Source organism: Geodermatophilus sp. Leaf369, from assembly GCF_001424455.1.
In the GTDB taxonomy this organism is placed as follows: Bacteria; Actinomycetota; Actinomycetes; order Mycobacteriales; family Geodermatophilaceae; genus Klenkia.
Genome location: NZ_LMQA01000001.1, coordinates 1,477,209 through 1,499,885, shown reverse-complemented (window position 1 = coordinate 1,499,885; position 22,677 = coordinate 1,477,209). Strand labels below are relative to the sequence as shown.

Here is a 22,677-nt window from a genome sequence, read left to right as displayed (position 1 = left end):
CGCGCCCGCGGGGTCCTACCCCGACGGACGGAGAACCCGTGAGCGACCCCACCGACCAGCTGCGCCAGGACGTCGCCACCTCCTGCCGGGTCCTGGCCGCGGCCGGGCAGGACGACCTGATCTGGGGCCACTCCTCGGCCCGTGACCCGCAGGGCCGCGGGGTGTGGCTGAAGTCCGCCGAGTGGGGCCTGGGCGAGGTCACCGCCGACCGGGTGCACCTGGTCTCCTCGGCCGGCGAGGTGCTCGAGGGCGACGGCCCACGGCACAGCGAGTACCCGATCCACACCGAGGTGATGGCCGCCCGACCCGACGTGGGAGGCGTCGTGCACACCCACCCGCCGCACGCGGTCGCCCTGGCGGCCACCGGGCAGGAGCTGCGCCCCGTTAGCCACGCGGCCAACCTGTTCGTGCCGCCCGGGGTGCCCCGGTTCACCGACACCGCCGACCTGGTGCTGACCACGGAGCTGGGGCAGGCCGTCGCGCTGGCTCTGGGGGAGGCGCGGGCGGTGTTCCTGGTCAACCACGGCATCGTGGCGGTCGGACCCGACGTCCGGGCGGCCACCGTCGCGGCGGTCGTGCTCGAACAGGCTTGCCGGCAGCAGATCCTCACCCACACGGCCGGCGGGTGGCCCACCTGGTCGCCCCCGGAGGAGTCGCTGGCCAAGCGCGAGCACGTCTACAACGACCGGGCCCTGGGCGCGGTCTGGGACTTCCTGGTGCGTGGGCTCCCACCGGTCCGCGGATGACCGGTGGGTGAGGCGCTGGCGGTCGCCTCGCTCCTGCTGTTCAGCGCCAACGTGCTGCTGGTCCCGGTGGCGTCGGCGCGGCTGGACCAGGCTCCCGGGTTCGCCCTCGCCCTGCTCGCCAACGTCCTGGGCGCGGCGGCGCTGCTGGGCGGCCAGGCCGTGCTGACCGGCCCGCCGGGCCGGGTGGACTGGCCGGCGCTGGGGCTGTTCACCCTCGGTGGCCTGCTGACCTCGTTCCTGGGCCGCCGGACGTTCTTCCGCTCCATCACCACCATCGGGCCCACCCGCGCCGCCACCCTGCAGACGACCAACCCCGCCTTCGCCGCGCTCGGCGGCTGGCTCCTGCTCGGCCAGGCACTCGCCCCGCGGGCGGTGCTCGCGGGGGCGCTGGTCCTGGTCGGCCTGGTCCTGGTCACCCGGGTGCCCTCGGCCCGCACCCGCCCGGCGTCCTGGCTGCTGCCCGGTACCGGGCTGGCCCTGCTCGGTGCGGCGGCCTACGGGCTGGGCAACGTGGCCCGGGGGGCCGCGGTCGGGATCTGGGCCGAACCGGTGGCCGGCAGCCTGGTCGGCGCGGCGGCCGGGTTGCTCGCGTTCCTGCTGGTCACCGGAGACCGCCGCGGGCTGCTCGCGGCGGTGCGCCGGGCCGACCCCGCCGGACGTCGGCTGTGGGTGCTGTCCGGGGTGCTCACCATCGGGGCGCAGACCTGCCTGGTCGCCGCGACGCAGACGGTGCCGGTGGCCGTCGCGGTGGTGGTGTCGGCGGCCGTGCCGGTCGTCGTCCTGCCGCTCGGCCTGCTGCTGGGCCGGGAGACCCGGCTGCGCCCGGTGGCCGTCGCGGGGGTCGTGCTGGTGGGTGCCGGTGTCGTCGCGCTGGTCCTCGGGTAGGGCTCAGCCGGTCAGCAGCACCCCGCCGAGGAACGCGGACAGCTCGCCGTGGGCATCCAGCGGCAGGACGTGCGCGACGTGCTGGTCTGGCCGGACGACGACCACGCAGCCGGCGTCCCGGTCGACGCCGCGCAGGTCGAACACGTCCTCGGCCCGGGGGTCGGGGCAGTAGACCTTCTCCTGGTCGACCAGCCCCAGCGGTCCCTTGCGCGGCCGGAGCGCGGGCGGCACGGACTCCACGGTCACCTCGCGGTGCCCCTGCTGGAACACCGCCCGGACGTCCAGCACCGAGTCTGGGTCCCAGCCGTCGGGGGTGTGCGCGGCCACCGGGGAGGCCGGCGAGACCAGGTGCTCGCACAGCTCGCGCAGCCGGGTGGTGTCCCGGTCGGCGAACAGGTAGAGCCGCCAGGCGCCGTCCGCCCGGGCCGCATGGCCCAGTTGCACCGGCTTGGCGTCGGCCAGCCTCACCACCCGGGCCGAGTGGAACCGCATGCCGACCGGGTAGCCGGTGGCCAGCTCCTGGTGGTCGGTCGCGGCCGTGGTCATGGACGGCGCATAGTGGGTCGCGGTGCCGGCGGTGAACCGGCCCTGTTGGACGAAGTACCGCTCGAACTCCTCGGGGTCGGTCTCTCCGGGGGGCGCGCTGAAGAGCGCGGCGAAGCGCCGGTCGAAGTCGATGAGCTCCTGGGCGATCACCTGCCGCTCGGCGGTGTAGGTCGCCAGCAGCTCCGGGCGGGCGACGCCCCGCAGCACCGCGGCGAGCTTCCAGCCCAGGTTCCAGGCGTCGTGCATCGAGACGTTCATGCCCTGGCCGGCCTTGGCACTGTGGGTGTGGCATGCGTCGCCGGCGATGAAGACCCGCGGACCACGGGAGCCGTCGTCCGGTGCGTCGTCGAACCGGTCGCAGAGCCGCTGGCCGATCTCGTAGACCGACCACCAGCCGACGTCGCGGACCTCGACCGTGTACGGGTGCAGGATCCGGTTGGCGATCTCGGTCAGGCGGGCCGGGTCGACCTCGCCGGCGTCCCGCACCCCGTCGAGCTCGATGTAGAAGCGGACCAGGTAACCGCCCTCGCGCGGGATGATGAGGATGTTGCCCTCGCCGTGCGAGTGCACGGTCGCCTTGAGGCGGATGTCGGGGAAGTCGGTCACCGGCAGCACGTCCATCACGCCCCACCGTTGGTCGGTCCGGTCCCCGCGCAGCTCCTGGCCGATCGCGGTGCGGACGGCGCTGCGGGCGCCATCGCAGCCGACCACGTACCGGGCCCGCACGGTTGCCGTTCCCCCGGTGCCGGTCAGGTGGACCGTGACCGGGTGCCCGCTGATGTCCTCGGGGTCCACCCGGACGTCGGTGACCGACCAGCCGTGGTGCACCGGCAGGCGCGACGGAGAGCGGGCCAGGTCCTCCCGCAGCCAGGCCAGCATCCGGGCCTGGTTGACGATGACGTGCGGAAACTCCGAGAGCCCCTCCTCGGTGTCGGGGACCCGCCCGGTGCGCACGATCCGGGTGGGGTCGTCGGGATCGGGTCGCCAGAACGCCACCTCGTTGACCCAGTAGGCCTCGGCCAGCAACCGGTCGGCCAACCCGAGGGCCTCGAAGACCTCGACGGTGCGGCAGGCGACGCCGTCGGCCTGTCCGACCTCCAGTGCCGCGTCCCGGCGGTCGACCACGAGGGTCTCGATGTCGGGGAACCGGGCCAGCTGAGCTGCAAGCACCATCCCGGCTGGTCCGGTGCCGACCACGACGAGATCGGTGCGCTCCGGGAGGCCGGCGGGACGGCCCGCGACCCCGGGTGCTGGGGGCTGCACGAGGGGGTCGCCGGGGCGGTAACCGTCGAGGTAGAACTGCATGCCCCACGATGCGGCGGACGCTGCCGACTGCGAGAGTCTTTTCTGTCATGCGGAACTCGCCCTCGTACCCAGTGAGCTCGGTCGACGCCGCGCTGCTGCTCGCGACCTTGCTGCGGCAGGAGGGTCCCACGAGGCTGACCGACGCCGCGGCCCGATTCGGACTCGCGCCCTCGACCGCTCACCGGCTACTGGCCGCCCTTGTGCACCGGGACTTCGCCGTGCAGCTCCCAGACCGGCGCTACGCCGCCGGGCCTGTGCTGGGATCGGCGGGGACGCTGGCGCCGTCATCAGCGCTGCGTGACGCCGCGCTGCCGCACCTGCGCGCGCTGGTCGCCGCGCAGGGCGAGAGCGTGCACCTGGTGGTCCTGGCCGGGGCTGAGGTCCGGTTTGTGGCGACCGTCGAATGCGAGGCGGTGCTGCGGGTCGGGGACCGCACGGGGCGAACCCTGGCGGCGCACCGCAGTGCCGCCGGCAAAGCACTCCTGGCCGGGCTCGATCCGGAGGAGCTGGCGGGAATGCTGGCGCGGCTGGCTCCCGCCGAGGCCGCACACGTGCACCGCGAGCTGCGCGCAGTACGTCGTCGTGGGTTCGCCGTGAACGACCAAGCGACCGAACGGGGGCTGACGGCGGTGGGCGTGCAAGTGCCCGGAGCCCGAGACGGCAGGGCAGCGATCTCCCTGGCCATGCCCCGGGTCCGTTTCGACCGGGACCGGCTCCCCGTATGGGTCGCGGCGCTGACCGTGACTGCGGCTGCGATCGGGGCGGACCGATGACGTCTCCCGCCGCACCGTGTCCTGAGGGCGCGGAATCTCTACGCCCTGGTCGCCCGTCAGCGACTCCACGTGGCCCGTGGGCCGCAATCTGGGCAGGTTGGTAACAGGCACTCCGGGCAGACGCACGGGTGCGCGACGGGGGCAGCACGTGGGGCCCCGACGGCAGCTCTCGTGCTGTCCAAGAGCCGTTGCCGCAGCCTCCCACTGACAGGCAACTACCGGGACGGTGGGCGCCATGATCAGCTTCCGGGCGTGCCCGCTGGCGATGCGTGCCGTTTCTGGTTGCACCGCAGGTGGTGTCACCCCGTCGGGGTGAGGTCGCTCGAGCGCAGGTGTGTGCTCGGGATTCGTTCGCGACCGGTGACGCCTCCAGCGGGCGTGTTCTGGCGAGGTCATCACGGCTGGAGCGGGATGGGTGCTGCTAGCAAGGGGTCGATCGCCCTCTGGATCTGGTGCCCGCTACGTGCCCGTGGTGGGCAGAAGGAGGGTCATCAGCGTGATCACCGGACAAGGGTGCAACGTCCCTGAGCTGGTTCTTGCAGTCCCATGCGGGGCATCAAGGGGGCGTAAGGGCCCTGGAACCGTTGATGGTGAAAGCTTTGCAAGGGTCGGAGTCTGTGCGCACTCCGCTCTGAGCAGCACGTTCACGCCTCAATGCCAGGTCTGGGATCAGTCTGAAGGGGCTCAGATGCTCGTCGTGCCCGCGGCGTGCCCGTACGGGTCGCGGGGATCCGTGCGCGACCGTCGCGACTCGATGGGGCCAACGTGCCCTCTTGGGAGGCCGTCGAAGTCAGTGACAAACAGGTGTGCGTTCTGGTCAGGTGCCGGATTGCGGAGCGTATGTCGTGCCCGCTACGTGCCCGTAAGAATGGCAAAGTGGGGTCATCACCGGGTGATGACCGGTCAAGCCTGTAGCGCCCCGAGCTGGGGTTATGGTGTTTCGCGCAGGTCAGAGAATGGCCGTCAGCATCCTTGAAAACCGCTAGGGGTGAAAGCTCCTCGAGGGTTCGAATCCCTCGCCCTCCGCTCCGCGCCGGTCGACCCGGCGGCTCAGACCCCGGCCATCACGGTGGTCCGGGTGAGCTGCGGCGGTGCCGCGAGCACCTCCGCCAGCCGGGAGGCCCCCTCCGGTGTCTGGCGCCAGGCCCGGTAGGCGTCGTCGTGCTCCAGCGACTCCCAGCGCTCCACCACCACGACGTGGGCTGGGTCGGTGGCGTCGACCGCCACCTCCACCCCGAGACAGCCGGCGAAGGCGCGGGTGGCCTCGAGGGTGGTGGTGAGGAGGCGCCCGGTCCCCTCCGAGTCGGCGGCGGCAGCGGGGGACAGGGTCAGCTCCAGCAACGAGATCACGGTCATGGCCGCATCATGCCGCCACCCAGCACGTCTCAGCGAGCGCCCGTGGGTCCTCCGCCCGAGCGCCCGCGGCGGCGGTGCTTCGGGCGGTCCGAGGGCGGCGGGCCGGCGTCGGAGCCGCGGCCGCGGTCGGCGCGGTTGTGCGCGTTCGGGTCCTGTCGGCCGCCGGCACCGATGTCGGACTTGCGCGGCTTGCGGCCGCCCGTCGTCCCTCCGGACTTGGCGCCCGAGGACGAGCCCGAGCGGGACGGGCGACCGGAGCGGGCTGGAGCACCCTCGCGCGGCGGACGACGGTCCGAGGCGGCCGGCCGACCGGCCGGGCGGGTGCCGCAGTCCCGGCAGGTGGTGAACCACGGCGCGATCGGCGTCCCGCACTCGACGCACTTCGCGGCGGTGGACATGGCGATCGCGTCGGGCAGCAGCTCGGTGATCCGCTGCGCGCACTTCTGCTCGTTGGCAGCGGCGTCCTCGCTGGTCAGGCCGGCGACCCCGGGGAAGGAGCGGAGCAGCGTCTGGGCCTCGCGGGCCTGCGCGGCGGCCATCTCGAAGTCCTGCACCGTGGCGGTGCGGGGGACGTCGGGCAGCACCAGCTCGCGGCTGACGTGCAGCCCGGCCTCGTGCTGCAGGGCGGCGCGGGCCAGCGCGAGCCAGCGCACCTTGCGCGGCGGGTCGTGGTCGATGGCCAGGTTGATCAACCGCCAGACCGTCCACAGGTCGGTGGCCAGCGGGCCGCGCAGCATCGGGAGCAGGGCCTGCACCCGGATGACCAGGCCGGTGACGTCGTCCGGCGTCATGACCTGGGAGTCCTTGGTGGCCGCGCGGGCCCAGGCGGCCCAGCGGGTCAGCGCCTCGGGCAGGTCGACGGCCTCGAACGCGCCGAGGTCCTCGAGCTCCGGGCGCAGCCGCGGGCGGCGGTGCGGCAGGTCGCTCATCACGTCGCCGCGGGCGACGGAGGCGCCGGCGACGACGAGGGAGGGCACCGGCTTGAGGCCGGGGATGCCGCCGAGGACGCCGACGGTGCCGTGCCCGGTGAGGCCGTACCGCCCGGCGCGACCGGCGATCTGGGCGGCCTCCCAGGTGCGCAGCGGGCGCAGCTCGGTGCCGTCGTACTTGGTGGTCTCGGCGAACAGCACCGTCGTCGCGGGCACGTTGATGCCGTGTCCGATCACGTCGGTGGTGACCAGCACCTCGAGCTCGCCGCGGGTGAAGCGGTCGATGACGTCGCGCCGGGTGGCCGGCGGCAGCGCCCCGTAGAGGACGCCGACCTTCCCCTGGCGGTGCGGGTCGAGCTGCGCGGCGACGGCGTAGACGGTCTTGCGGGAGAACGCGACGACCAGCGTCTGGGCCTGCACGTGGGCCGGGCGGACCGGCCGCTCCAGCACGTCGAGCCGGGACAGCCGCTTGTGGTTGACCACGACGACCTGCTGGGCGTCGGCGACCAGCGGGCGCAGCAGCAGCAGCGCCTCGGCGGCGGAGATGAGGTGCATCTCGCGGTACTCACCGGTCAGCAGCAGCCGGGCCCAGTGGTGGCCGCGGTCGGGGTCGGCGACCCAGTGCGACTCGTCGAGCACCAGGAGGTCACCGCGCGGCGGGGCCTTCTCCACGGTGCAGCAGACGATCGGCGCGTACGGGTCGATCTCCTCCTCGCCGGTCGACAGACCGACGGTGCCGGCGGGCAGCTGGGCGGAGAGCTTGGCGTACGCCTCGTGCGCGAGCTGGCGCAGCGGGGCGGCGTAGACGCCGGAGCCGGCGGCCGCGAGGGCCTGCAGCGACTCGTAGGTCTTGCCGGAGTTGGTGGGGCCGAGGTGGAAGACCACGTGCTCGGGCCGGGTGGTGCGCACCGGCAGCGCGGGCTCGGCGCCGTCGACCCAGGTCTGCTGGGCGCGACGCTCGTCGCGGGCGGCGGCCTTGTCGGCGGTGCGGGCGGTCGCCTCGTCGGCGGCACGGCGGGCGGCCTTGCCGGGGCGGCCGGCGGGGGTGCGCACCCGGCGACGGGCGGCGGGGGAGGGAGGGGTCACGGTGTCCTTCGTGTGCGGAGCCTTCGGCTCAGGGGGTCGGCGCAGTGCTGCGCTCGGGACCTCACAGGGGGCAACAGCGCCATCAGCGGTTCTGTGCCCGCCTCCACGGTCCCACACCGGCCCACCCCGGGGGGTGAGGACGACCGGCACCGGGCGCAGCCGAGGCCCTGACCTGCCGATCTCCCTGACGTGTCCCTCCCCGACCACCGTCGCCCGGCGCTCCGATGCCCGGCCTGGCTGGCCCCGCGCGACCTGCGCCTGGGCCCGCTCGTGGCCGCCTCCCTGCTGGGCTGCGGCGCGGTCCTGGACCTCGTGCTCCTGCTCCTGCTCCCCGCCCTGGGTGGCTCGGCGCCGGGGTTCGGGTGGGTCGTGCTCGTGCTGCTGGTGATCAACGGCCTGGTCTGCGCGACCGCCCCCCGCGGGAGCGCGACCAGCCGGCTGTCGGTCGCCGCCGGGGCGCTCACCGCGATCGTGGCCTGCGCGTCGATGTGGGGCCTGCTCTACGGGGAGCTCGACGCCGGGGTCTCGCTGATGGGGCTGCCCGCGGTCTTCGCCGCCAGCCAGCTCCGCCGTCCGCTCGCGATCGCGCTCACCGGGCTCACCTGCCTCTCGGCGGTCACCGTGCTCGCGCTGGTCGCCCCGTGGACGGCGTTCCGGACCGTCGACGCGGTGATGGTCTGCGGCAGCCTGACGCTGCTGTGCGGCGCCACCCTGCACTACGTCGAGGACACCCGTCGGCTGCTGGACCGCCTCGAGCGGCTGGCCGCCGTCGACGGACTGACCGGGCTGGTCACCCGCCGGGTGCTGGACGACGCCCTGGCCACCGCGCTCACCTCGGCCGGCGCGCAGACCGGCACCGCGCTCGTGCTGGTCGACGTCGACTCCTTCAAGACCGTCAACGACCGCTACGGCCACCCGGTCGGGGACGCCGCGCTGCAGCACGTGGGCGCCGTCCTCACCGCCGCGGTGCGCAGCACCGACGCCGTGGTCAGCCGGTTGGGCGGGGACGAGCTGGCGGTGCTGCTCCCCGGCTGCGCCACCGACCGCGCCCGCGCCCGCGCGCAGGACCTGGTGCTCGCCGTCCGCGCGGCTCCGCTGCTGCTGCCGGACGGCTCGCCGCTGCCGATCACCGTCAGCGTGGGTGTCGCGCACGCACCCACCCACGCCCCCGACGTCCGGGCGCTCTACGCCGCCGCGGACGGCGCGCTGTACGCGGCCAAGCGCGGCGGCCGGGACCGTTCCGAGGTCGCCGAGGTGGCCGTCCTCAGCTGAGCCGGCGGGCCGCCGCGGCCAGCGTGCGGGCGGTCAGCCGGCCGTCGGCCAGGCCGAGGGCGACGACGTCGTCGAAGACCCGCTGGTCGTCCCCGGCCGCCCGGAACGCCGCGTCCATCACCCGTGGCCAGCGGCTCACCCAGGAGGCCGTCGAGGAGTGCGCCAGGTGGACGCCCAGGCGGGCCCGCAGCGCGGAACGGAAGGCCCGTCCGGCACCGGCGCCCTGCGCGGCGGCCGCACCGGCCAGCGCCCCGGAGAGCACCGCGTAGAAGATGCCCTCCCCGGTCATCGGGTTGATCAGCGACTGCGCGTCCCCGGCCAGCAGCACCCGGCCGTCGGGCAGTCGCGGGCGGCCGGTGGAGAGCGGCAGCCGGTGTGCCCGCAGCCCGGTCGGTTCGACGCCGGGGAGCAGCCGGTGCAGGCCCTCCAGCAGGCCGGCGCGGGTCGCGCCGCCGCTGACCAGCTCGCCGTAGCCGACGTTGGCCCGGCCGTCGCCGATCGGGAACGACCAGGCGTAGGCCGGCCAGCGCTGGTCGGTGGTGGTGATGACCTGCACGCCCTCCTCGCCGGCGGGGGCGTAGCCGCGGATCGCGATGGCCAGCCGGTCCGGCCGGTTCGGGCCGATCCCCAGCGCCCGGCGGACGACGGACTCCGCGCCGTCGGCACCGACGAGCACACCGGCCCGCAGCACCCCGTCGACGTCCACGCCGTCCGGACCCGGCGTCACCCGCTTCACGGTGTGCCGGCGGAACGCGGCGCCGGCGGCCAGGGCGGCGTCCAGGACGCGGCCGTCGAGCACCGCCCGGGGGACGACGACGGCCGGCCGGTGCATCGTCCGCTCGACGGTCCGGCCCGAGGGGGAGGTCAGCCGCAGCCGCGGGACGGCGGGGTACCCGTCGGTGAGCGCGTCGACGTCCACCCCGAGGACGGCCAGGACGTCGAGGGCCTCGGGGGCGATGCCGTCACCGCAGACCTTGTCGCGGGGGAAGTCCGACCGGTCGAGCACCAGCACCGAGGCGCCGTGCCGGCGGGCGGCCAGCGCGGTGGCCGCTCCGGCCGGGCCGCCGCCGACCACGACGACGTCCCAGGTCTCCACGGTGCCGACGGTAGGTGGTTCCGCCCGGGGCCGCGCCGGTGCAGGCTGGGCGCATGAGCGAGCACGAGCTGTGGCTGCGGTCGATCGCCGAGCAGCGGGCCGCGTTCCGGGGTGCGGTCTCGGGGCTGACCGAGGAGCAGGCCCGCTCGGTGCCCAGCGCCAGCGGCCTGTCGCTGGCCGCGCTGGTGAAGCACGCGGTCTGGGCCGAGGACACCTGGGTCGGGGCGCGCGTCGGCGGGGTCGTGCCCGACGAGGGCCCGGCCGGGTGGGTGGCCGGGTTCGAGCTCACCGCCGAGGACACGGTGCCCGCCCTGCTGGCCCGCTGGGAGGCCGCCGCCGTCCGCACCGAGCAGGTCGTGCGCGCCGAGTCCGACCTGGACCGGCCGGTGCCGCTCAGCGCGGAGACCCGGCAGTACGTCGACCCGACCGCCGAGCCCACCGTGCGCTGGGTCCTGCTGCACCTGGTCGAGGAGCTGGCCCGGCACGCCGGGCACGCCGACGTCGTCCGGGAGTCGATCGACGGGAAGGGCGCCGCCGACCTCGCTCAGTCCTGAGCCGGGCGGGTCCACTTCCGCTGCGGGTGCTCGTACCGCTCGACGAACTCCAGCAGCCCGTCGGCGGTGTGCACCACGCCGAGGGCGTCGAGCCGGCGGCCGTCGAGGTAACCGTCGTCGACCATGCGGTGCAGCTGGGTGAGCAGCGGCTGCCAGAAGTCGTCGACGTCCAGCAGCAGGGTCGGCTTGGCGTGCAGGCCGAGCATCCCCCAGGTCCAGGCCTCGAAGAGCTCCTCGAGCGTGCCGGCCGCACCGGGCAGCGCGACGAAGGCGTCGGCGAGGTCGGCCATCGCCGCCTTGCGCTCGTGCATCGAGGACACCACCCGCAGGTCGGTGAGCCCGGGGTGGGCCAGTTCGTCGTCCACCAGGTGCTGCGGGATGACCCCGACCACCTCGCCGCCGGCGGCCAGCGCGGCGTCCGCGACCGTGCCCATCATCCCGACCCTGCCGCCGCCGTAGACGATGCCGACCCCGGCGCGGGCCAGGGACTCGGCGAACGCGGTGGCCGCGTGCTGGTGGGACGGCGGCCCGGCCTGGGACCCGGTGAAGACGGCGATGCGCATGGCGTCGACCTTATGGAGTGCCACGGGCGAGGATTCCTGCGCCGTGGCACTCCATCAGGGTCAGGCGGGCTGGCCGTAGGCGCGGGTGACCCACTCGGCGATGCAGACCGGCTTGTCCCCGCCCTCGCGCTCGATGACGACCGAGAGGGTGTTCTGCACCCCGCCGGCCACCTCCTCGACGTTCGCCAGGGTGGCCGTGGCCCGCACCCGCGAGCCCACCGGCACCGGCGCGGGGAAGCGGACCTTGTTCAGCCCGTAGTTCACGCCCATGACGGCGTCGGTGATCGTGTAGGTCTGGGTGGCCAGCGGCACCAGCAGCGACAGGGTGAGGAACCCGTGCGCGATCGGCCCGCCGAACGGGCTCTCCGCTTTGGCGCGCTCGACGTCGATGTGGATCCACTGGTGGTCACCGGTGGCGTCGGCGAAGGTGTTGACCGCCTCCTGGGTGATCTCGTACCAGTCACTGGTGCCCAGCTCGGTGCCCTTCAGGCCCGGCAGGTCGGCGATCGTCGTGGTGGTGGTCATGCGTCACTCCTCGATGAGTACGTCTGGCGTAGGTCGGGCTTGCGGATCTTGCCGGTCGCGGTCTTGGGGAGCTCGTCGACGAACCGGACCTCCCTGGGCACCTTGAACCCGGCGAGCCGTTCCCGCAGCGTGGCGCGGAGGGCATCGGCGTCGGGCACGGTGCCGGGCGTGGGGACGACGACGGCCAGGCCGACCTCGCCCCAGTGCGGGTCGGGCACGCCGATGACGGCGACCTCCTGCACCTGCGGCAGCTCCAGCATCGTGGACTCCACCTCGGCCGGGTACACGTTCTCCCCGCCGGAGATGATCATGTCCTTGTAGCGGTCCCGGATGGTCAGGTAGCCGTCCTCGTCGACCGACCCGGCGTCCCCGGAGTGGTACCAGCCGTCCACGAGCACAGCGGCGGTCGCCTCGGGGGCGTCCCAGTAGCCCTGCATCACGTTGGGGCCGGAGACGACCACCTCGCCGATCTCGCCGGGCGCGCACTCGGTGCCGTCGGGCCGCACCACCCGGACGTCGACGAAGAACTGCGACCTCCCGGCCGACCCCACCTTGGCCACCGCGTCCGCGCTGTCCAGCATCGTGCCGGCCGGTGCGGTCTCGGTCATGCCGTAGGCCTGCTGCACGGTGATCCCGCGGTCGAGCCAGGTGTGCAGCAGCGGCAGCGGCAGGGGAGCCCCGGCCGCGGCGACCGTCCGCAGGGCGGAGAGGTCGAGGGTCGCGAAGCCGGGCTGCCGGGCGAGGGCGTCCATCATCGTGGGGACGGCGAAGAACGACGTCACCCGCTGCTCGCTGATCACCTGCAGCGTCCCGGCCGGGTCGAACCCGCGCACCAGGACGACGCAGCCTCCGCGCAGCAGGGTCGGGTTGACCGTGCCGTTGAGCCCGCCGACGTGGAACAGCGGGGCCAGGCCCAGCGTCCGCTCGTCGGGGCCGCCCTCCAGGCTGAGCACCTGGTCCAGGCACGCCCACGTCATGTTGCCGTGGGTGAGCACCGCGCCCTTGGGCCGGCCGGTGGTGCCCGAGGTGTACATGACCAGGCAGACGTCGTCGTGGGTCACCGGCTCGTCGCGGAGCACCGGCTCGGCGGCCCCGGTGAGCGTCGTCCAGTCCAGGCTGTCGGCGCCGCCCTCGATCGGCGGTTCGGCGGCGACCCAGGTCCGGACGGCGGGCAGCTGGTTCCGCAGCACGTCGGCCGTCGTCCCGTGCTCGCGGCCGTGCACCACCAGCGACGCCCCGGAGTGGGCGAGCACGTACTGCGCCTCGGGCGGGGTGAGCCGGGCGTTGACCGGCACCCACACCGCGCCGAGCTGGCCGCAGGCGTAGAGCAGCTCGAGGCCGACGGGGTGGTTGGCGCCCAGCCAGGCGACGCGGTCGCCACGCCGGACGCCCAGGTCGTGCAGGACCGAAGCCGCCCGGCGGACGGCGAGGGCGAACTCGCCGTGCGTCGTCGTCGTCCCCTCGAACCAGATGGCCGGCTTCTGCGGCGACATCCTCAGCCGGCGCTCGGGCCAGGACCCGAGCCCGGAGTTCCTCACCGCAGCCCCAGGGCGACGATGGCGTTCTCCTTCATGATCAGCGGCACGACCTCGGGCTTCATGTCCAGCTTCTCGAAGTCGGCGATCCAGCGGTCGGGCTTGAGCAGGGGGTAGTCCGAGCCGAACAGCACCTTGCGCTTGAGCAGCCCGTTCGCCGCCTTCACCAGCTGCGGCGGGAAGTACTTCGGCGACCAGCCGGACAGGTCGATGTAGACGTTCGCCTTGTGCGTGGCGATCGAGATCGCGGCGTCCTGCCAGGGCACCGAGGGGTGCGCCATGATGATCGTCAGGCCCGGGAAGTCGGCGGCGACGTCGTCGAGGAGCATCGGGTCGGAGTACCGCAGCTTGATCCCGCGCCCGCCGGGCAGACCCGCGCCGATGCCCGTCTGGCCGGTGTGGAACAGCGCCGGTACACCGAGGCTCTGCAGTTCCTCGTACAGCGGGTACACCGCGCGGTCGTTGGGCTCGAAGGCCTGGATCGACGGGTGGAACTTGAACCCGCGGACCCCGTGCTGCTCGACCAGCTTCCGGGCCAGCGCGATGCCCTTGGCCCCGCGTGCGGGGTCGACGGAACCGAACGGGATGAGCACGTCGGGGTGCTGAGCGGCGAGGTCGGCGATCTCCTCGTTGGACAGCGCCGGGTGCCCGGTGGCGTGCTCGATGTCGACGGTGAAGACGACCGCGGCCATGTTCCTGCTGCGGTAGTCCGCGGCGATGTCCGGGACGGTCGGGTCGTAGGGGTCGCCCTTGAAGTACCTCGCGGCAGCGGCGTTCAGCTCGTCGTCCAGCGCGAGGTGGCCGTGGGTGTCGGCGTGCACGTGGGTGTGCACGTCGATGGCGACCAGGTTGTCGAGGTCCAGCTGCAGGGCCACGGATGCTCCTCGTCGAGGCACGGATGGTGCGGAGACCGTAGTGCCGTACGACGACCGGCCGTCCTGCGGGCACCTTTCCGCATCGTGGAAGACCTGTTCCGCCCGGTCGTGACCGCCATCACGATCGTCGGCATGACCTCGATCGTCCGCAACCAGTGGTACGTCGCCGCCTACGGGCGCGAGATCGGCAGCGGCCCGGACCGGGAGGTCTTCGGCCGGACGATCTGCGGGGAGTCGATCCTGTTCTGGCGGCGGGAGGACGGTGTGGTCACCGCCATGAGCGACCGGTGCGTGCACCGCCGGTTCCCGCTCAGCGAGAAGCCCAGCCACCTCGTCGGGGACACCGTCGTCTGCGGCTACCACGGCTTCACCTACGGAGCCGACGGGAAGTGCGTCGCCGTCCCCGGTCAGACCCGGGTGCCGCGCACCGCCCGGCTCAAGACGTACCCGGTGGTCGAGCAGGACGGCTTCGTCTGGGTCTTCATCGGCGAGGACGAGAAGGCCGGGAGCGTGCCGGTCCCTCGCGCGCCCTGGCTGGACCAGGAGGGGTACACCACGGTCAGCGGCATGGAGCCGCTCGCCGCGCGGGCCAGCCTGCTGGTCGACAACCTCATGGACCTCTCCCACGAGACCTACCTGCACGGCGGCTACATCGGCACGCCCGAGGTGGCGAACACCCCGATCACCACCGAGGTCGACGAGGACGCCCAGGTCGTCTACGTCTCCCGGCACATGGACGACGCCGACTGCCCGCCCTTCTACGCCAACTCCACCGGCATCCAGGGCCGCATCGTGCGCTGGCAGGACATCGAGTTCCACCCGCCGTGCCTCTACCTGCTGCACAGCAGGGTCGCCCCGGTCGGCGTGCTGCCGGCCGAGGACGGCACCGACCCGGGCGGCTTCCACGTCGAGGTCGTCTACGCGATCACCCCGGAGACCGAGCACTCCACGCACGACTTCTGGGCCGTCGCCCGCGACTTCGCCCTCGACGACCAGGGGGTCAGCGACTACCTCGCGGAGAGCAACCGCACCGTCGTGCTGCAGGACGTGCACGCCCTCGACGCGCTCGAGCGGGTCCTGGCCGGGGAGCCCGACGGCTACCAGGAGCTGTCGATCAACATCGACACCGGTGGGCTCGCCGCGCGCCGGATCATCGCCGCCCAGGCCGCGGCCGGCGCCGAGCGCGTGCCCGACAGCCCCGCGGCTCTCAGCCGGTGACCCCCACGCCCACCCGGATGCTGGACGGCGACCGGGTCACCCGGGTGGCCTGGCTGCCCGGCAACGACCGGCTCGTGGGGGAGTGCTCCTGCGGTGCGTCCGCCGAGGCCGGCGACCCGATCCACCTGCAGGACTGGCTGCTCGCCCACCCCGACCACCCGGCCACCGTGGTCGAGCCCGACCAGGAGACGGTCGAGCACGTGCCGCCCCCGCACCGGGTGCTGCACCCGTGGCAGGCCGCAGGCGATCGGCGGGCGGTCACGTGAGGCTGCGAGTCGCGGGGCGGACCGAGGGCGCGGAGGGCGTCGTCGTCCTCCAGCTCGCCGACCCCACCGGCGCCGACCTGCCCGCCTGGACCCCCGGCGCGCACGTCGACCTGCTGCTGACCGACGAGCTGACCCGGCAGTACTCGCTGTGCGGCGACCCGGCCGACCGGTCGGTCTACCGGATCGGGGTGCTGCGCGAACCGGCCGGGCGGGGCGGCTCGGCGTACGTGCACGACCGGCTCCGCGAGGGGGACGACGTCGACGTGCAGGGCCCGCGCAACCACTTCGAGCTGGCGCCCTCCCCGCGGTACCTCTTCATCGCCGGCGGCATCGGGATCACCCCGATCCTGCCGATGGCCGCCGCCGCGCGGGCAGCGGGCGCCGACCACGAGCTGCACTACGGCGGCCGCAGCCGGCGTTCGATGGCGTTCCTGGCCGAGCTCGAGGGCACCCTGCACCCGCAGGACGAGGTCGGCCTGCTCGACCTCGACGCCCTGCTCGGCACCCCGCGGCCGGACACGCTGGTCTACTGCTGCGGCCCCGAGCCGCTGCTGGCCGCCGTCGAGGAGCACTGCGCCGGCTGGCCGGCCGGGACGTTGCACGTGGAACGGTTCGCCCCCAAGGACGCCGGCGACGTCGTCCGCGCCGAGGGGTTCGAGGTCGAGTTGAGCCTCACCGGGACGACGATCACGGTCACCCCGGAGCAGTCCGTGCTGGCCGCGCTCGAGGCCGCGGGGGTCGACGTCCTCTCCTCCTGCCAGGAGGGCACCTGCGGCACCTGCGAGACCGCGGTGCTGGCCGGCGACGTCGACCACCGGGACTCCCTGCTCACCCCGGACGAGCAGGCCGCCAACGACACGATGTTCGTCTGCGTCTCGCGCGCTGCCGGGCCGCGGCTCGTCCTGGAGCTGTGACACTGCCGCGGTGAGGACGGCGAACGGCAAGCTGCTCGCCGTCCTGGACGCCTTCGGCCGGGACCGTCCGGTGCTCACCCTCTCCGAGCTGGCCCGGGCGGTGGGGGTGCCGCTGTCCACCGCGCACCGGCTGGTCGCCGAGCTCACCGCGTGGGGCGGCCTGGAGCGCGACGCGGACGGCGGCTACCGCGTGGGCCTGCGGCTGTGGGAGCTCGGGGCGCTCGCCCCGCGGGGACTGGGGCTGCGCGAGGTGGCGCTGCCGTTCATGGAGGACCTGTACGAGGTCACCCACGAGAACGTGCAGCTCGCGGTGCGGGACGGGGTCGAGGTGGTCTTCGTCGAGCGGTTCGCAGCCCGGGGCGCGGTGACCGTGCTGACCCGGGTGGGCGGACGGTTCGCGCTGCCGCCCACCGGGGTGGGGCTGGTGCTGCTGGCACACGCCCCGGTCGAGGTGCAGGAGGAGGTGCTGGGTGCCCCGTTGCAGCGGCACACCCGGCACACCGTGGTCGACCCGGCCCGGCTGCGCCGGGTGCTGGCCGAGGTGCGCCGCGCCGGGCACGCGGTCAGCGACCGGCAGGTCACCGACGACGCGGTGTCGGTCGCGGCGCCGGTGTGGGAGCGCGGGCAGGTGGTCGCGGCGCTGTCGATCGTGGTGCGCGGCGAGTCCGCCGCCGTCGTCCGGCCCTTCGTGCCCGGCGTGATGGCCGCCGCGCGCGGGATCAGCCGGTCGCTGCCGGGGTGACCCGGTCGTCGACCACCCGGTCGCGGCCGGTGCGCTTGGCCTCGTAGAGGTGCCCGTCGGCGCGGCTGAGCAGCTCCGAGGGGGCGGCCGTGGCCGACCACCGCGTGCTGGTGGCACCGATGCTGACCGTCACCGGGACGGCGCCGGTGAGCGACTCCCACGGGTGCTCGGCGATGGACCGGCGGACCTCCTCCAGGCGTCGCGCGGCGGTCCCGGCGTCCAGCCCGACCAGCACCAGCAGGAACTCCTCCCCGCCCATCCGGGCCGCGAAGGAACCCGGCGGCTCGGGGGTCACGGCACCCTCCAGCAGCGAGGCGACCCGGCGGAGCACCTCGTCGCCCACCTCGTGGGAGCAGGTGTCGTTCACGGCCTTGAAGTGGTCCAGGTCCAGCAGGGCGACCTCGGTGGCCTGGCCCTGCACCGCGGCCTGCACGAGCAGGGCGGGCAGCTGGTCGTCGACGTGGCGGCGGTTGTAGAGCCCGGTCAGCGGGTCGCGCAGCGACAGCTCGCGGTACCGGCGGCTCTGCCGGCGGGCCTCGGTGGTCTCGTACATCGCCTGCAGCGTGCGGGCCCGGGAGTCCCGCTGGGCGTCGAGCTGGTCCAGCGCGTCGCGGGTGTAGGTCACGTGCTCGGTGTAGGCGGCCTCGAAGTCGCCCTGCGCGGCGTGCAGCTCGGCCTGGGCGCGGCGGGCACGCACCCGGATGGCGGTCAGCCCGTGGGTCTCGCACCGCCGGACGCACTCGTCCAGGCTGGCCTGGGCCTCGACGAGGTGGCCCCGGGCGCGCTGCACCTCGGCGTGGGTGAGCAGGAAGTCGGCCCCGTCGTCCCCGTCGGGGGAGCCGGCCAGCACCTCCGGGGCCAGCCCCGGCCGCAGCGCCGCCTCGGCGTCGTCGAGGCGGCCGAGCCCGACGAGCACCCGGGCCACGGTGTCCAGCCGGCCGACGTCCAGCCCGATGCCGTGCTGGGCCGACAGCGCCTGCAGCCGGGTGGAGCGCTCCAGCGCGGTGTCGTGCACGCCGGCCAGGGAGGCGGTGTAGGCGCTGTTGTTGAGGATCAGGAGCAGCCGGTCCAGGTCGCCCAGGGCCTCGGCCCGCTCGAGCACCTCGGAGTAGCGGTGCTGGGCGGTGGCGTCGGCCTGCAGGCCCAGGCAGTCGGCCAGTCGCACGCGGTGGTCGATCTGCAGCTGTGCCGGGGCGTCGTCGGCCAGCAGCTCGACGGCGTGCACGGCGTGCTCCAGGGCCACCGCGAGGTCGCCCAGCTCCTGGAACACCGAGGCCAGCAGGAAGTGGCTGCGGGAGAGCAGGTGGGTGGCGTCGTGGTCGGTGGCCCAGCGGTGCACGTCGTGCGCGGTGCGGCCGGCCTCGGCCACGTGCCCGCGTCGACGGCGGACGTCGGCGGCCACCAGGTCGGCCCGCAGCTCGAACTCGGTGAGCCCGAGAGCACGGGCGTCGGCCGCGGCCACCTCGGCGCCGCGGGCGGCCAGGTCCATGTCCCGGTCGAAGCGGGAGAGGGCCTCGAGATCGTCGAGGGTGGCCTCGAGACGGGCGGCGGTGGGCGCGGTCGAGGGCACGGCGGCAGGCACGGCGGCACCCGGTACCTGCCCGCCCGTCACCACCATCGCGTCGCCCACGTCCTCCCCATCGTCAGTCCGGCCCCCCTCATGAACCCGGGAGTGCCGCTTCCCACCCTCCCGGGTGTTCCTGGACCCGATCGTGCCGCATCGGTCACACCCAGGTCACGGGGTGGTTGGTCGTGTCGGGGGCGGGGCAGTCGGTGTCGTGCCCGCCTCCCTCCGCCGACGACTCGACCACCTCGTGCGACGGCTGGACGCCGACCGCTACCTGCAGCTCGTGCTGCTGGGCTTCGGCGGCTCCATCGTGGTCACCCGGCTGTACCTCGAGCTGACCGACTACCCCACCGTGGGCGGGGACACCCTGCACATCGCCCACGCGGTCTGGGGTGGACTGCTGCTCTTCGTCGGCGGGGTGCTGCCGCTGGTGCTGGCCAACCGCTCCGCGCTGCCCTGGGCGGGGCTGCTCACCGGCATCGGCGCCGGGTTGTTCGTCGACGAGATCGGCAAGTTCATCACCGTCGACAACGACTACTTCTTCGCCGCCGCCGCGCCGGTGGCCTACGCGGTGTTCGTGTTGGCGCTGTGGCTGTACTTCCGGGTGCGCGGACAGCGCGACGACTCACCGCGCGCCGAGCTGCACGCCGCCCTCGAGCTGCTCGGCGACGTGGTCGACCGCGACCTCTCCCGGGACGACCGGCGCGAGCTGGAGCGGCGGCTGGAGTCCGCCGGCCGTTCGGACGTCGAACGGCTGTCCCGGCTGGCGGGCGAGCTGCTCGAGCTGACCCGCAGCGGCGCCCTGGACGGCGGCATCGAGGAGCCGGGGCGGCTGCGCAGGCTGGCCGACCGGGCCGGGGCCTGGGCCGACCGGCACCTCGCCGGCCCCCGGCTGCGCCGCCTCACCGTCGGCGCGCTGGTCGCGCTGGGGGTGGTCGCCGTCGGCGACCTGGCGGTGGTCGCCTTCATCGGCGTCGACCTGCTCGACGGGACGACGACGTCGCTGGCCGACGCGGCCAACGACTACGCCCGGGTGGGCATCCAGGACGGGCTGGGCGTCACGCTGCTGCTCCTGCGGGTCGGCCTGGACCTGGTCGTCGGGGTGCTGCTGCTGGTCGCGGCCGTGCTGCTGCTCCGGGGCCGCGACCGGCGCGGGGTGGAGATCGGCCAGGGCGGCCTGCTGCTGGCCCTCACCCTGGTCAACGTGCTGCTCTTCTACACCGAGCAGTGGGTCGCCGCGGGTGCGGCGACCGTCGAGCTCGTCGTCCTCGGCCTGGTCTGGCGGTTCCGCCGTGACGCGCTGCAGGAGCAGCCCGACGGCTCCGACGACGACGAGCCCGCCGAGGTCAGAGAGCCGGCCGGACGAACGAGTTGACCTGGCTGGTGATGACCTTCGGGAACGTCTCGAAGGCGGTGGCCCGCTCGGCCGAGGCGTTGTAGGTGGCCTCCACCTCGCGGAAGTGGTCCTCGTCGCCGTCGAGCTCGACGGCCCAGACGAAGGCGTCGTTGGTCTCGTCCACCCACGCCTCGAGCACCCGGAAGCCGTACTGCCGGCGGACAGGGACGATCGAGGGGAACCAGGCGAGGAAGTCGGCCATCCGGCCCGGCTCGACGGCGTAGCGGCGCAACTGCACGGTCGTGGTCATGCGCGCAGTGTGCCGGGGCCGCGGGGCGGCCCCGGCACGCACCTCACGCCGGGGGTGCGTAGAACTGCAGGTCGTTGCCCTCGGTGTCCTTGAAGGGCGCGATCTTGCCCCACGGGTGCTCGCTGATCCCGCCGGTGAACTCGACCCCGGCGCCCGTCAGCCGCTCGACCTCGGACTCGATGCCGCCGTCGGGCTGGAAGGTGATCACCGCGCCGCCGTGCGAGTGACCGGTGTCCTCACGCCCGTTCAGCCCGATCATCAGGCCGTTGGCGTCGAACTCGCTCCAGTCCTCGGTGACCTTGCCCTCGGGCAGGCCCAGGACGTCCCGGTAGAAGGCCCGGGCCCGCTCCATGTCGTCCACGGGCACCCACACGCTCGCCACTCCGCTGGCCATGTCGTTCTCCTTCGCTCGTCGGATGTCTCCACGCCTCGTGCCCGCCGGGCCGGGATCGCAACCGTCGGGGGAGACTGGCGGCATGGCCGATCGCAACTGGGGTTTCCGCACCCGGGCCCTGCACGCCGGGGGTCAGCCCGACCCCACGACCGGGGCGCGGGCGGTGCCGATCTACCAGACCACCAGCTACGTCTTCGAGAGCGCCGACGACGCCGCGAACCTGTTCGCGCTGCAGAAGTACGGCAACGTCTACACCCGGATCGGCAACCCGACGGTCGCCGCGTTCGAGGAGCGGATGGCGTCGCTGGAGGGCGGGCTCGGGGCGGTGGCGACGTCGTCCGGGCAGTCCGCGGAGTTCCTGACCTTCGCCGCGCTCGCCGGCGCCGGGGACGAGATCGTCGCCGCGGCCTCGCTCTACGGCGGCACGATCACCCAGCTCGACGTCACGCTGCGCCGGTTCGGGGTGACCACCACGTTCGTGCGGGGCAACGACCCGGCCGACTACGCCGCGGCGATCACCCCGCGCACCAAGCTGCTGTTCGCCGAGGTGGTGGCCAACCCGGGCAGCGAGGTCAGCGACATCGCGGGCCTGGCCGAGGTCGCGCACGCCGCGGGCATCCCGCTGGTGGTCGACGCGACCACGGCGACGCCGTACCTCTGCCGGCCGATCGAGCACGGCGCCGACCTCGTGATCCACTCCGCGACCAAGTTCATCGGCGGGCACGGCACCACGATCGGCGGCGTCGTCGTCGACGCCGGGACCTTCCCGTGGGACAACGGCAACTTCCCGCAGATGACCGAGCCGACGGAGTCCTACGGCGGCATCTCCTGGTGGGGCAACTTCGCCGAGTACGGCTTCCTCACCAAGCTGCGCAGCGAGCAGCTGCGCGACATCGGCGCCTCGCTCAGCCCGCACAGCGCGTTCCTGCTCATCCAGGGCGTGGAGACGCTGCCGCAGCGGATGCGTGAGCACGTCGCCAACGCCCAGCGCGTCGCCGAGTGGCTCGACGCCGACGAGCGGGTCGCCTGGGTGCGGTACTCCGGGCTGCCCGACCACCCGCACCACGCGCTGGCCGAGAAGTACCTGCCCGAGGGCCCGGGGGCGGTGTTCAGCTTCGGCGTCGTCGGGGGCCGCGAGGCCGGACGGCGGTTCGTGGAGTCGGTGGAGCTGTGCAGCCACCTGGCCAACATCGGCGACGCCCGCACCCTGGTCATCCACCCGGGCTCGACCACGCACGGCCAGCTCTCGGTGGAGCAGCTGGAGACCGGTGGGGTGTCCCCGGACCTGATCCGCATCTCGGTGGGGCTCGAGGACGTGGAGGACGTGCTGTGGGACCTGGACCAGGCGCTGACCCAGGCGGTGCGGGCGTGAACCCGACCGCCGGCGAACGGCAGACGATCCTCGACCGCACCCGCACGGTCGCCGTCGTGGGCGCCTCGGACAACCCGTCGCGGGCCTCCTACTTCGTGGCCACCTACCTGCTGTCGACCACGCCGTACGAGGTCTGGTTCGTCAACCCGCGGGTGAGCGAGATCCTCGGCCGGCCGGTGTACCCGTCGCTGGCCGAGCTGCCCGGCGTCCCGGACCTGGTCGACGTCTTCCGCAAGCCCGCCGACCTGCCCGGGGTGCTCGAGGAGACGATCGCGGTCGGCGCGCGCACGTTCTGGCTGCAGCTGGGGCTCTCCGACGACGCCCTGGCCGCGAAGGCCACCGACGCCGGCCTCGAGGTGGTCATGGACCGCTGCCTGAAGATCGAGCACGCCCGCTTCCACGGCGGCCTGCACCTGGCCGGCTTCGACACCGGTGTGATCAGCTCCCGCCGCCGTCCGGCCCGCCGCTGACCCAGGGGGGTGGCGGGCCGTTCTGCACGGTGGCGAGCCGGT

General features: G+C 74.0%; 23 protein-coding genes. 12 read left to right on the top strand and 11 right to left on the bottom strand.

Going from position 1 to position 22,677, the window contains the following annotated elements; translation table 11 throughout:
- The first annotated feature begins 38 nt into the window (after positions 1-38).
- Positions 39-746: a class II aldolase/adducin family protein gene (locus ASG36_RS07440; protein ID WP_055761393.1), complete on the top strand. Its 708-nt coding sequence runs from the start codon at positions 39-41 to the stop codon at positions 744-746.
- A 3-nt stretch (positions 747-749) separates the two neighbouring features.
- A complete protein-coding gene (locus ASG36_RS07435) occupies positions 750-1,631 on the top strand; it encodes an EamA family transporter (protein ID WP_055761390.1) in 882 nt (293 codons plus the stop codon).
- A 3-nt stretch (positions 1,632-1,634) separates the two neighbouring features.
- Here the strand turns inward: ASG36_RS07435 and ASG36_RS07430 are convergent, their stop codons facing one another.
- Complete coding sequence (locus tag ASG36_RS07430) at positions 1,635-3,482, bottom strand: FAD-dependent monooxygenase (RefSeq protein WP_055761387.1); 1,848 nt, start codon at positions 3,480-3,482, stop codon at positions 1,635-1,637.
- A 71-nt stretch (positions 3,483-3,553) separates the two neighbouring features.
- On the opposite strand from ASG36_RS07430, the gene ASG36_RS07425 reads away from it, so the two are divergent.
- Complete coding sequence (locus tag ASG36_RS07425; RefSeq protein ID WP_235494681.1) at positions 3,554-4,255, top strand: IclR family transcriptional regulator; 702 nt, start codon at positions 3,554-3,556, stop codon at positions 4,253-4,255.
- 1,050 nt (positions 4,256-5,305) lie between these two features.
- Here the strand turns inward: ASG36_RS07425 and ASG36_RS07420 are convergent.
- Both ASG36_RS07420 and ASG36_RS07415 read right to left on the bottom strand, forming a co-directional pair.
- A complete protein-coding gene (locus ASG36_RS07420; protein WP_055761381.1) occupies positions 5,306-5,611 on the bottom strand; it encodes a putative quinol monooxygenase in 306 nt (101 codons plus the stop codon).
- A gap of 29 nt (positions 5,612-5,640) precedes the next feature.
- Positions 5,641-7,626: a helicase-related protein gene (locus tag ASG36_RS07415; RefSeq protein ID WP_235494679.1), complete on the bottom strand. Its 1,986-nt coding sequence runs from the start codon at positions 7,624-7,626 to the stop codon at positions 5,641-5,643.
- A 189-nt stretch (positions 7,627-7,815) separates the two neighbouring features.
- On the opposite strand from ASG36_RS07415, the gene ASG36_RS07410 reads away from it, so the two are divergent.
- On the top strand, positions 7,816-8,898 hold the full coding sequence (locus ASG36_RS07410; RefSeq protein ID WP_055761378.1) for a GGDEF domain-containing protein: 1,083 nt from the start codon (positions 7,816-7,818) through the stop codon (positions 8,896-8,898).
- Here the strand turns inward: ASG36_RS07410 and ASG36_RS07405 are convergent.
- Positions 8,891-9,994, bottom strand: a complete 1,104-nt coding sequence (locus ASG36_RS07405) for an NAD(P)/FAD-dependent oxidoreductase (RefSeq protein ID WP_055761375.1) — start codon at positions 9,992-9,994, stop codon at positions 8,891-8,893. The two genes, ASG36_RS07410 and ASG36_RS07405, sit on opposite strands and share 8 nt — an antisense overlap.
- A gap of 53 nt (positions 9,995-10,047) precedes the next feature.
- Here ASG36_RS07405 and ASG36_RS07400 point away from each other — a divergent pair, with 53 nt between their 5' ends.
- Entirely contained in the window at positions 10,048-10,548 is a 501-nt protein-coding gene (locus ASG36_RS07400; RefSeq protein WP_055761373.1) for a DinB family protein, read from the top strand.
- Here the strand turns inward: ASG36_RS07400 and ASG36_RS07395 are convergent.
- Genes ASG36_RS07395 through ASG36_RS07380 form a run of 4 tightly spaced genes read right to left on the bottom strand, consistent with a single transcriptional unit; the run spans position 10,539 to position 14,034 of the window.
- Positions 10,539-11,111, bottom strand: a complete 573-nt coding sequence (locus ASG36_RS07395) for a TIGR00730 family Rossman fold protein (protein ID WP_055761370.1) — start codon at positions 11,109-11,111, stop codon at positions 10,539-10,541. The genes ASG36_RS07400 and ASG36_RS07395 overlap by 10 nt on opposite strands.
- Before the next feature lie 60 nt (positions 11,112-11,171).
- Positions 11,172-11,636: a MaoC family dehydratase gene (locus tag ASG36_RS07390; protein ID WP_055761367.1), complete on the bottom strand. Its 465-nt coding sequence runs from the start codon at positions 11,634-11,636 to the stop codon at positions 11,172-11,174.
- The gene (locus ASG36_RS07385) at positions 11,633-13,174 is read right to left on the bottom strand and encodes a long-chain fatty acid--CoA ligase (RefSeq protein ID WP_055761364.1); all 1,542 of its coding nucleotides are present in this window, start codon (positions 13,172-13,174) and stop codon (positions 11,633-11,635) included. Before ASG36_RS07385 ends, ASG36_RS07390 begins: the two co-directional genes overlap by 4 nt.
- Positions 13,171-14,034 carry an amidohydrolase family protein gene (locus tag ASG36_RS07380; RefSeq protein WP_055762677.1) on the bottom strand — a complete coding sequence of 288 codons (864 nt, stop codon included), beginning with the start codon at positions 14,032-14,034 and terminating at the stop codon, positions 13,171-13,173. The genes ASG36_RS07385 and ASG36_RS07380 overlap by 4 nt, the downstream gene beginning before the upstream one ends.
- Before the next feature lie 96 nt (positions 14,035-14,130).
- Here ASG36_RS07380 and ASG36_RS07375 point away from each other — a divergent pair, with 96 nt between their 5' ends.
- Genes ASG36_RS07375 through ASG36_RS07360 form a run of 4 tightly spaced genes read left to right on the top strand, consistent with a single transcriptional unit; the run spans position 14,131 to position 17,186 of the window.
- Entirely contained in the window at positions 14,131-15,264 is a 1,134-nt protein-coding gene (locus ASG36_RS07375; protein ID WP_200944355.1) for an aromatic ring-hydroxylating dioxygenase subunit alpha, read from the top strand.
- Positions 15,261-15,530, top strand: coding sequence for a hypothetical protein (locus ASG36_RS07370; protein ID WP_055761361.1), 270 nt, complete (start codon positions 15,261-15,263; stop codon positions 15,528-15,530). The genes ASG36_RS07375 and ASG36_RS07370 overlap by 4 nt, the downstream gene beginning before the upstream one ends.
- Complete coding sequence (locus ASG36_RS07365) at positions 15,527-16,444, top strand: PDR/VanB family oxidoreductase (RefSeq protein ID WP_055761359.1); 918 nt, start codon at positions 15,527-15,529, stop codon at positions 16,442-16,444. Before ASG36_RS07370 ends, ASG36_RS07365 begins: the two co-directional genes overlap by 4 nt.
- 10 nt (positions 16,445-16,454) lie before the next feature.
- Entirely contained in the window at positions 16,455-17,186 is a 732-nt protein-coding gene (locus tag ASG36_RS07360; RefSeq protein WP_055761357.1) for an IclR family transcriptional regulator, read from the top strand.
- Here the strand turns inward: ASG36_RS07360 and ASG36_RS07355 are convergent.
- Positions 17,164-18,768, bottom strand: a complete 1,605-nt coding sequence (locus tag ASG36_RS07355; protein WP_235494675.1) for a GGDEF domain-containing protein — start codon at positions 18,766-18,768, stop codon at positions 17,164-17,166. The two genes, ASG36_RS07360 and ASG36_RS07355, sit on opposite strands and share 23 nt — an antisense overlap.
- A 196-nt stretch (positions 18,769-18,964) precedes the next feature.
- Between ASG36_RS07355 and ASG36_RS07350 the strand changes: the two genes are divergently transcribed.
- Positions 18,965-20,128 carry a hypothetical protein gene (locus tag ASG36_RS07350; RefSeq protein WP_157498624.1) on the top strand — a complete coding sequence of 388 codons (1,164 nt, stop codon included), beginning with the start codon at positions 18,965-18,967 and terminating at the stop codon, positions 20,126-20,128.
- Here ASG36_RS07350 and ASG36_RS07345 read toward each other — a convergent pair.
- Entirely contained in the window at positions 20,100-20,399 is a 300-nt protein-coding gene (locus tag ASG36_RS07345) for a hypothetical protein (RefSeq protein WP_157498622.1), read from the bottom strand. The two genes, ASG36_RS07350 and ASG36_RS07345, sit on opposite strands and share 29 nt — an antisense overlap.
- A gap of 43 nt (positions 20,400-20,442) precedes the next feature.
- Positions 20,443-20,793, bottom strand: a complete 351-nt coding sequence (locus ASG36_RS07340; RefSeq protein WP_055761347.1) for a VOC family protein — start codon at positions 20,791-20,793, stop codon at positions 20,443-20,445.
- Between the two features lie 82 nt (positions 20,794-20,875).
- Between ASG36_RS07340 and ASG36_RS07335 the strand changes: the two genes are divergently transcribed.
- Both ASG36_RS07335 and ASG36_RS07330 read left to right on the top strand, forming a co-directional pair.
- Positions 20,876-22,165 (top strand): O-acetylhomoserine aminocarboxypropyltransferase/cysteine synthase family protein, encoded by a 1,290-nt coding sequence (locus ASG36_RS07335; protein WP_055761345.1) that lies wholly within the window; start codon positions 20,876-20,878, stop codon positions 22,163-22,165.
- Complete coding sequence (locus ASG36_RS07330; RefSeq protein WP_082522839.1) at positions 22,162-22,635, top strand: CoA-binding protein; 474 nt, start codon at positions 22,162-22,164, stop codon at positions 22,633-22,635. Before ASG36_RS07335 ends, ASG36_RS07330 begins: the two co-directional genes overlap by 4 nt.
- Positions 22,636-22,677 lie beyond the last annotated feature (42 nt).

What these genes read in the sequence shown, in the direction of transcription:
- ASG36_RS07430 (WP_055761387.1), bottom strand. Translation starts at nt 3,482, where the DNA reads ATGCAGTTCTACCTCGACGGTTACCGCCCCGGCGACCCCCTCGTGCAG.
- ASG36_RS07345 (WP_157498622.1), bottom strand. Translation starts at nt 20,399, where the DNA reads ATGACCACGACCGTGCAGTTGCGCCGCTACGCCGTCGAGCCGGGCCGG.
- ASG36_RS07335 (WP_055761345.1), top strand. Translation starts at nt 20,876, where the DNA reads ATGGCCGATCGCAACTGGGGTTTCCGCACCCGGGCCCTGCACGCCGGG.
- ASG36_RS07395 (WP_055761370.1), bottom strand. Translation starts at nt 11,111, where the DNA reads ATGCGCATCGCCGTCTTCACCGGGTCCCAGGCCGGGCCGCCGTCCCAC.
- ASG36_RS07340 (WP_055761347.1), bottom strand. Translation starts at nt 20,793, where the DNA reads ATGGCCAGCGGAGTGGCGAGCGTGTGGGTGCCCGTGGACGACATGGAG.
- ASG36_RS07400 (WP_055761373.1), top strand. Translation starts at nt 10,048, where the DNA reads ATGAGCGAGCACGAGCTGTGGCTGCGGTCGATCGCCGAGCAGCGGGCC.
- ASG36_RS07390 (WP_055761367.1), bottom strand. Translation starts at nt 11,636, where the DNA reads ATGACCACCACCACGACGATCGCCGACCTGCCGGGCCTGAAGGGCACC.
- ASG36_RS07420 (WP_055761381.1), bottom strand. Translation starts at nt 5,611, where the DNA reads ATGACCGTGATCTCGTTGCTGGAGCTGACCCTGTCCCCCGCTGCCGCC.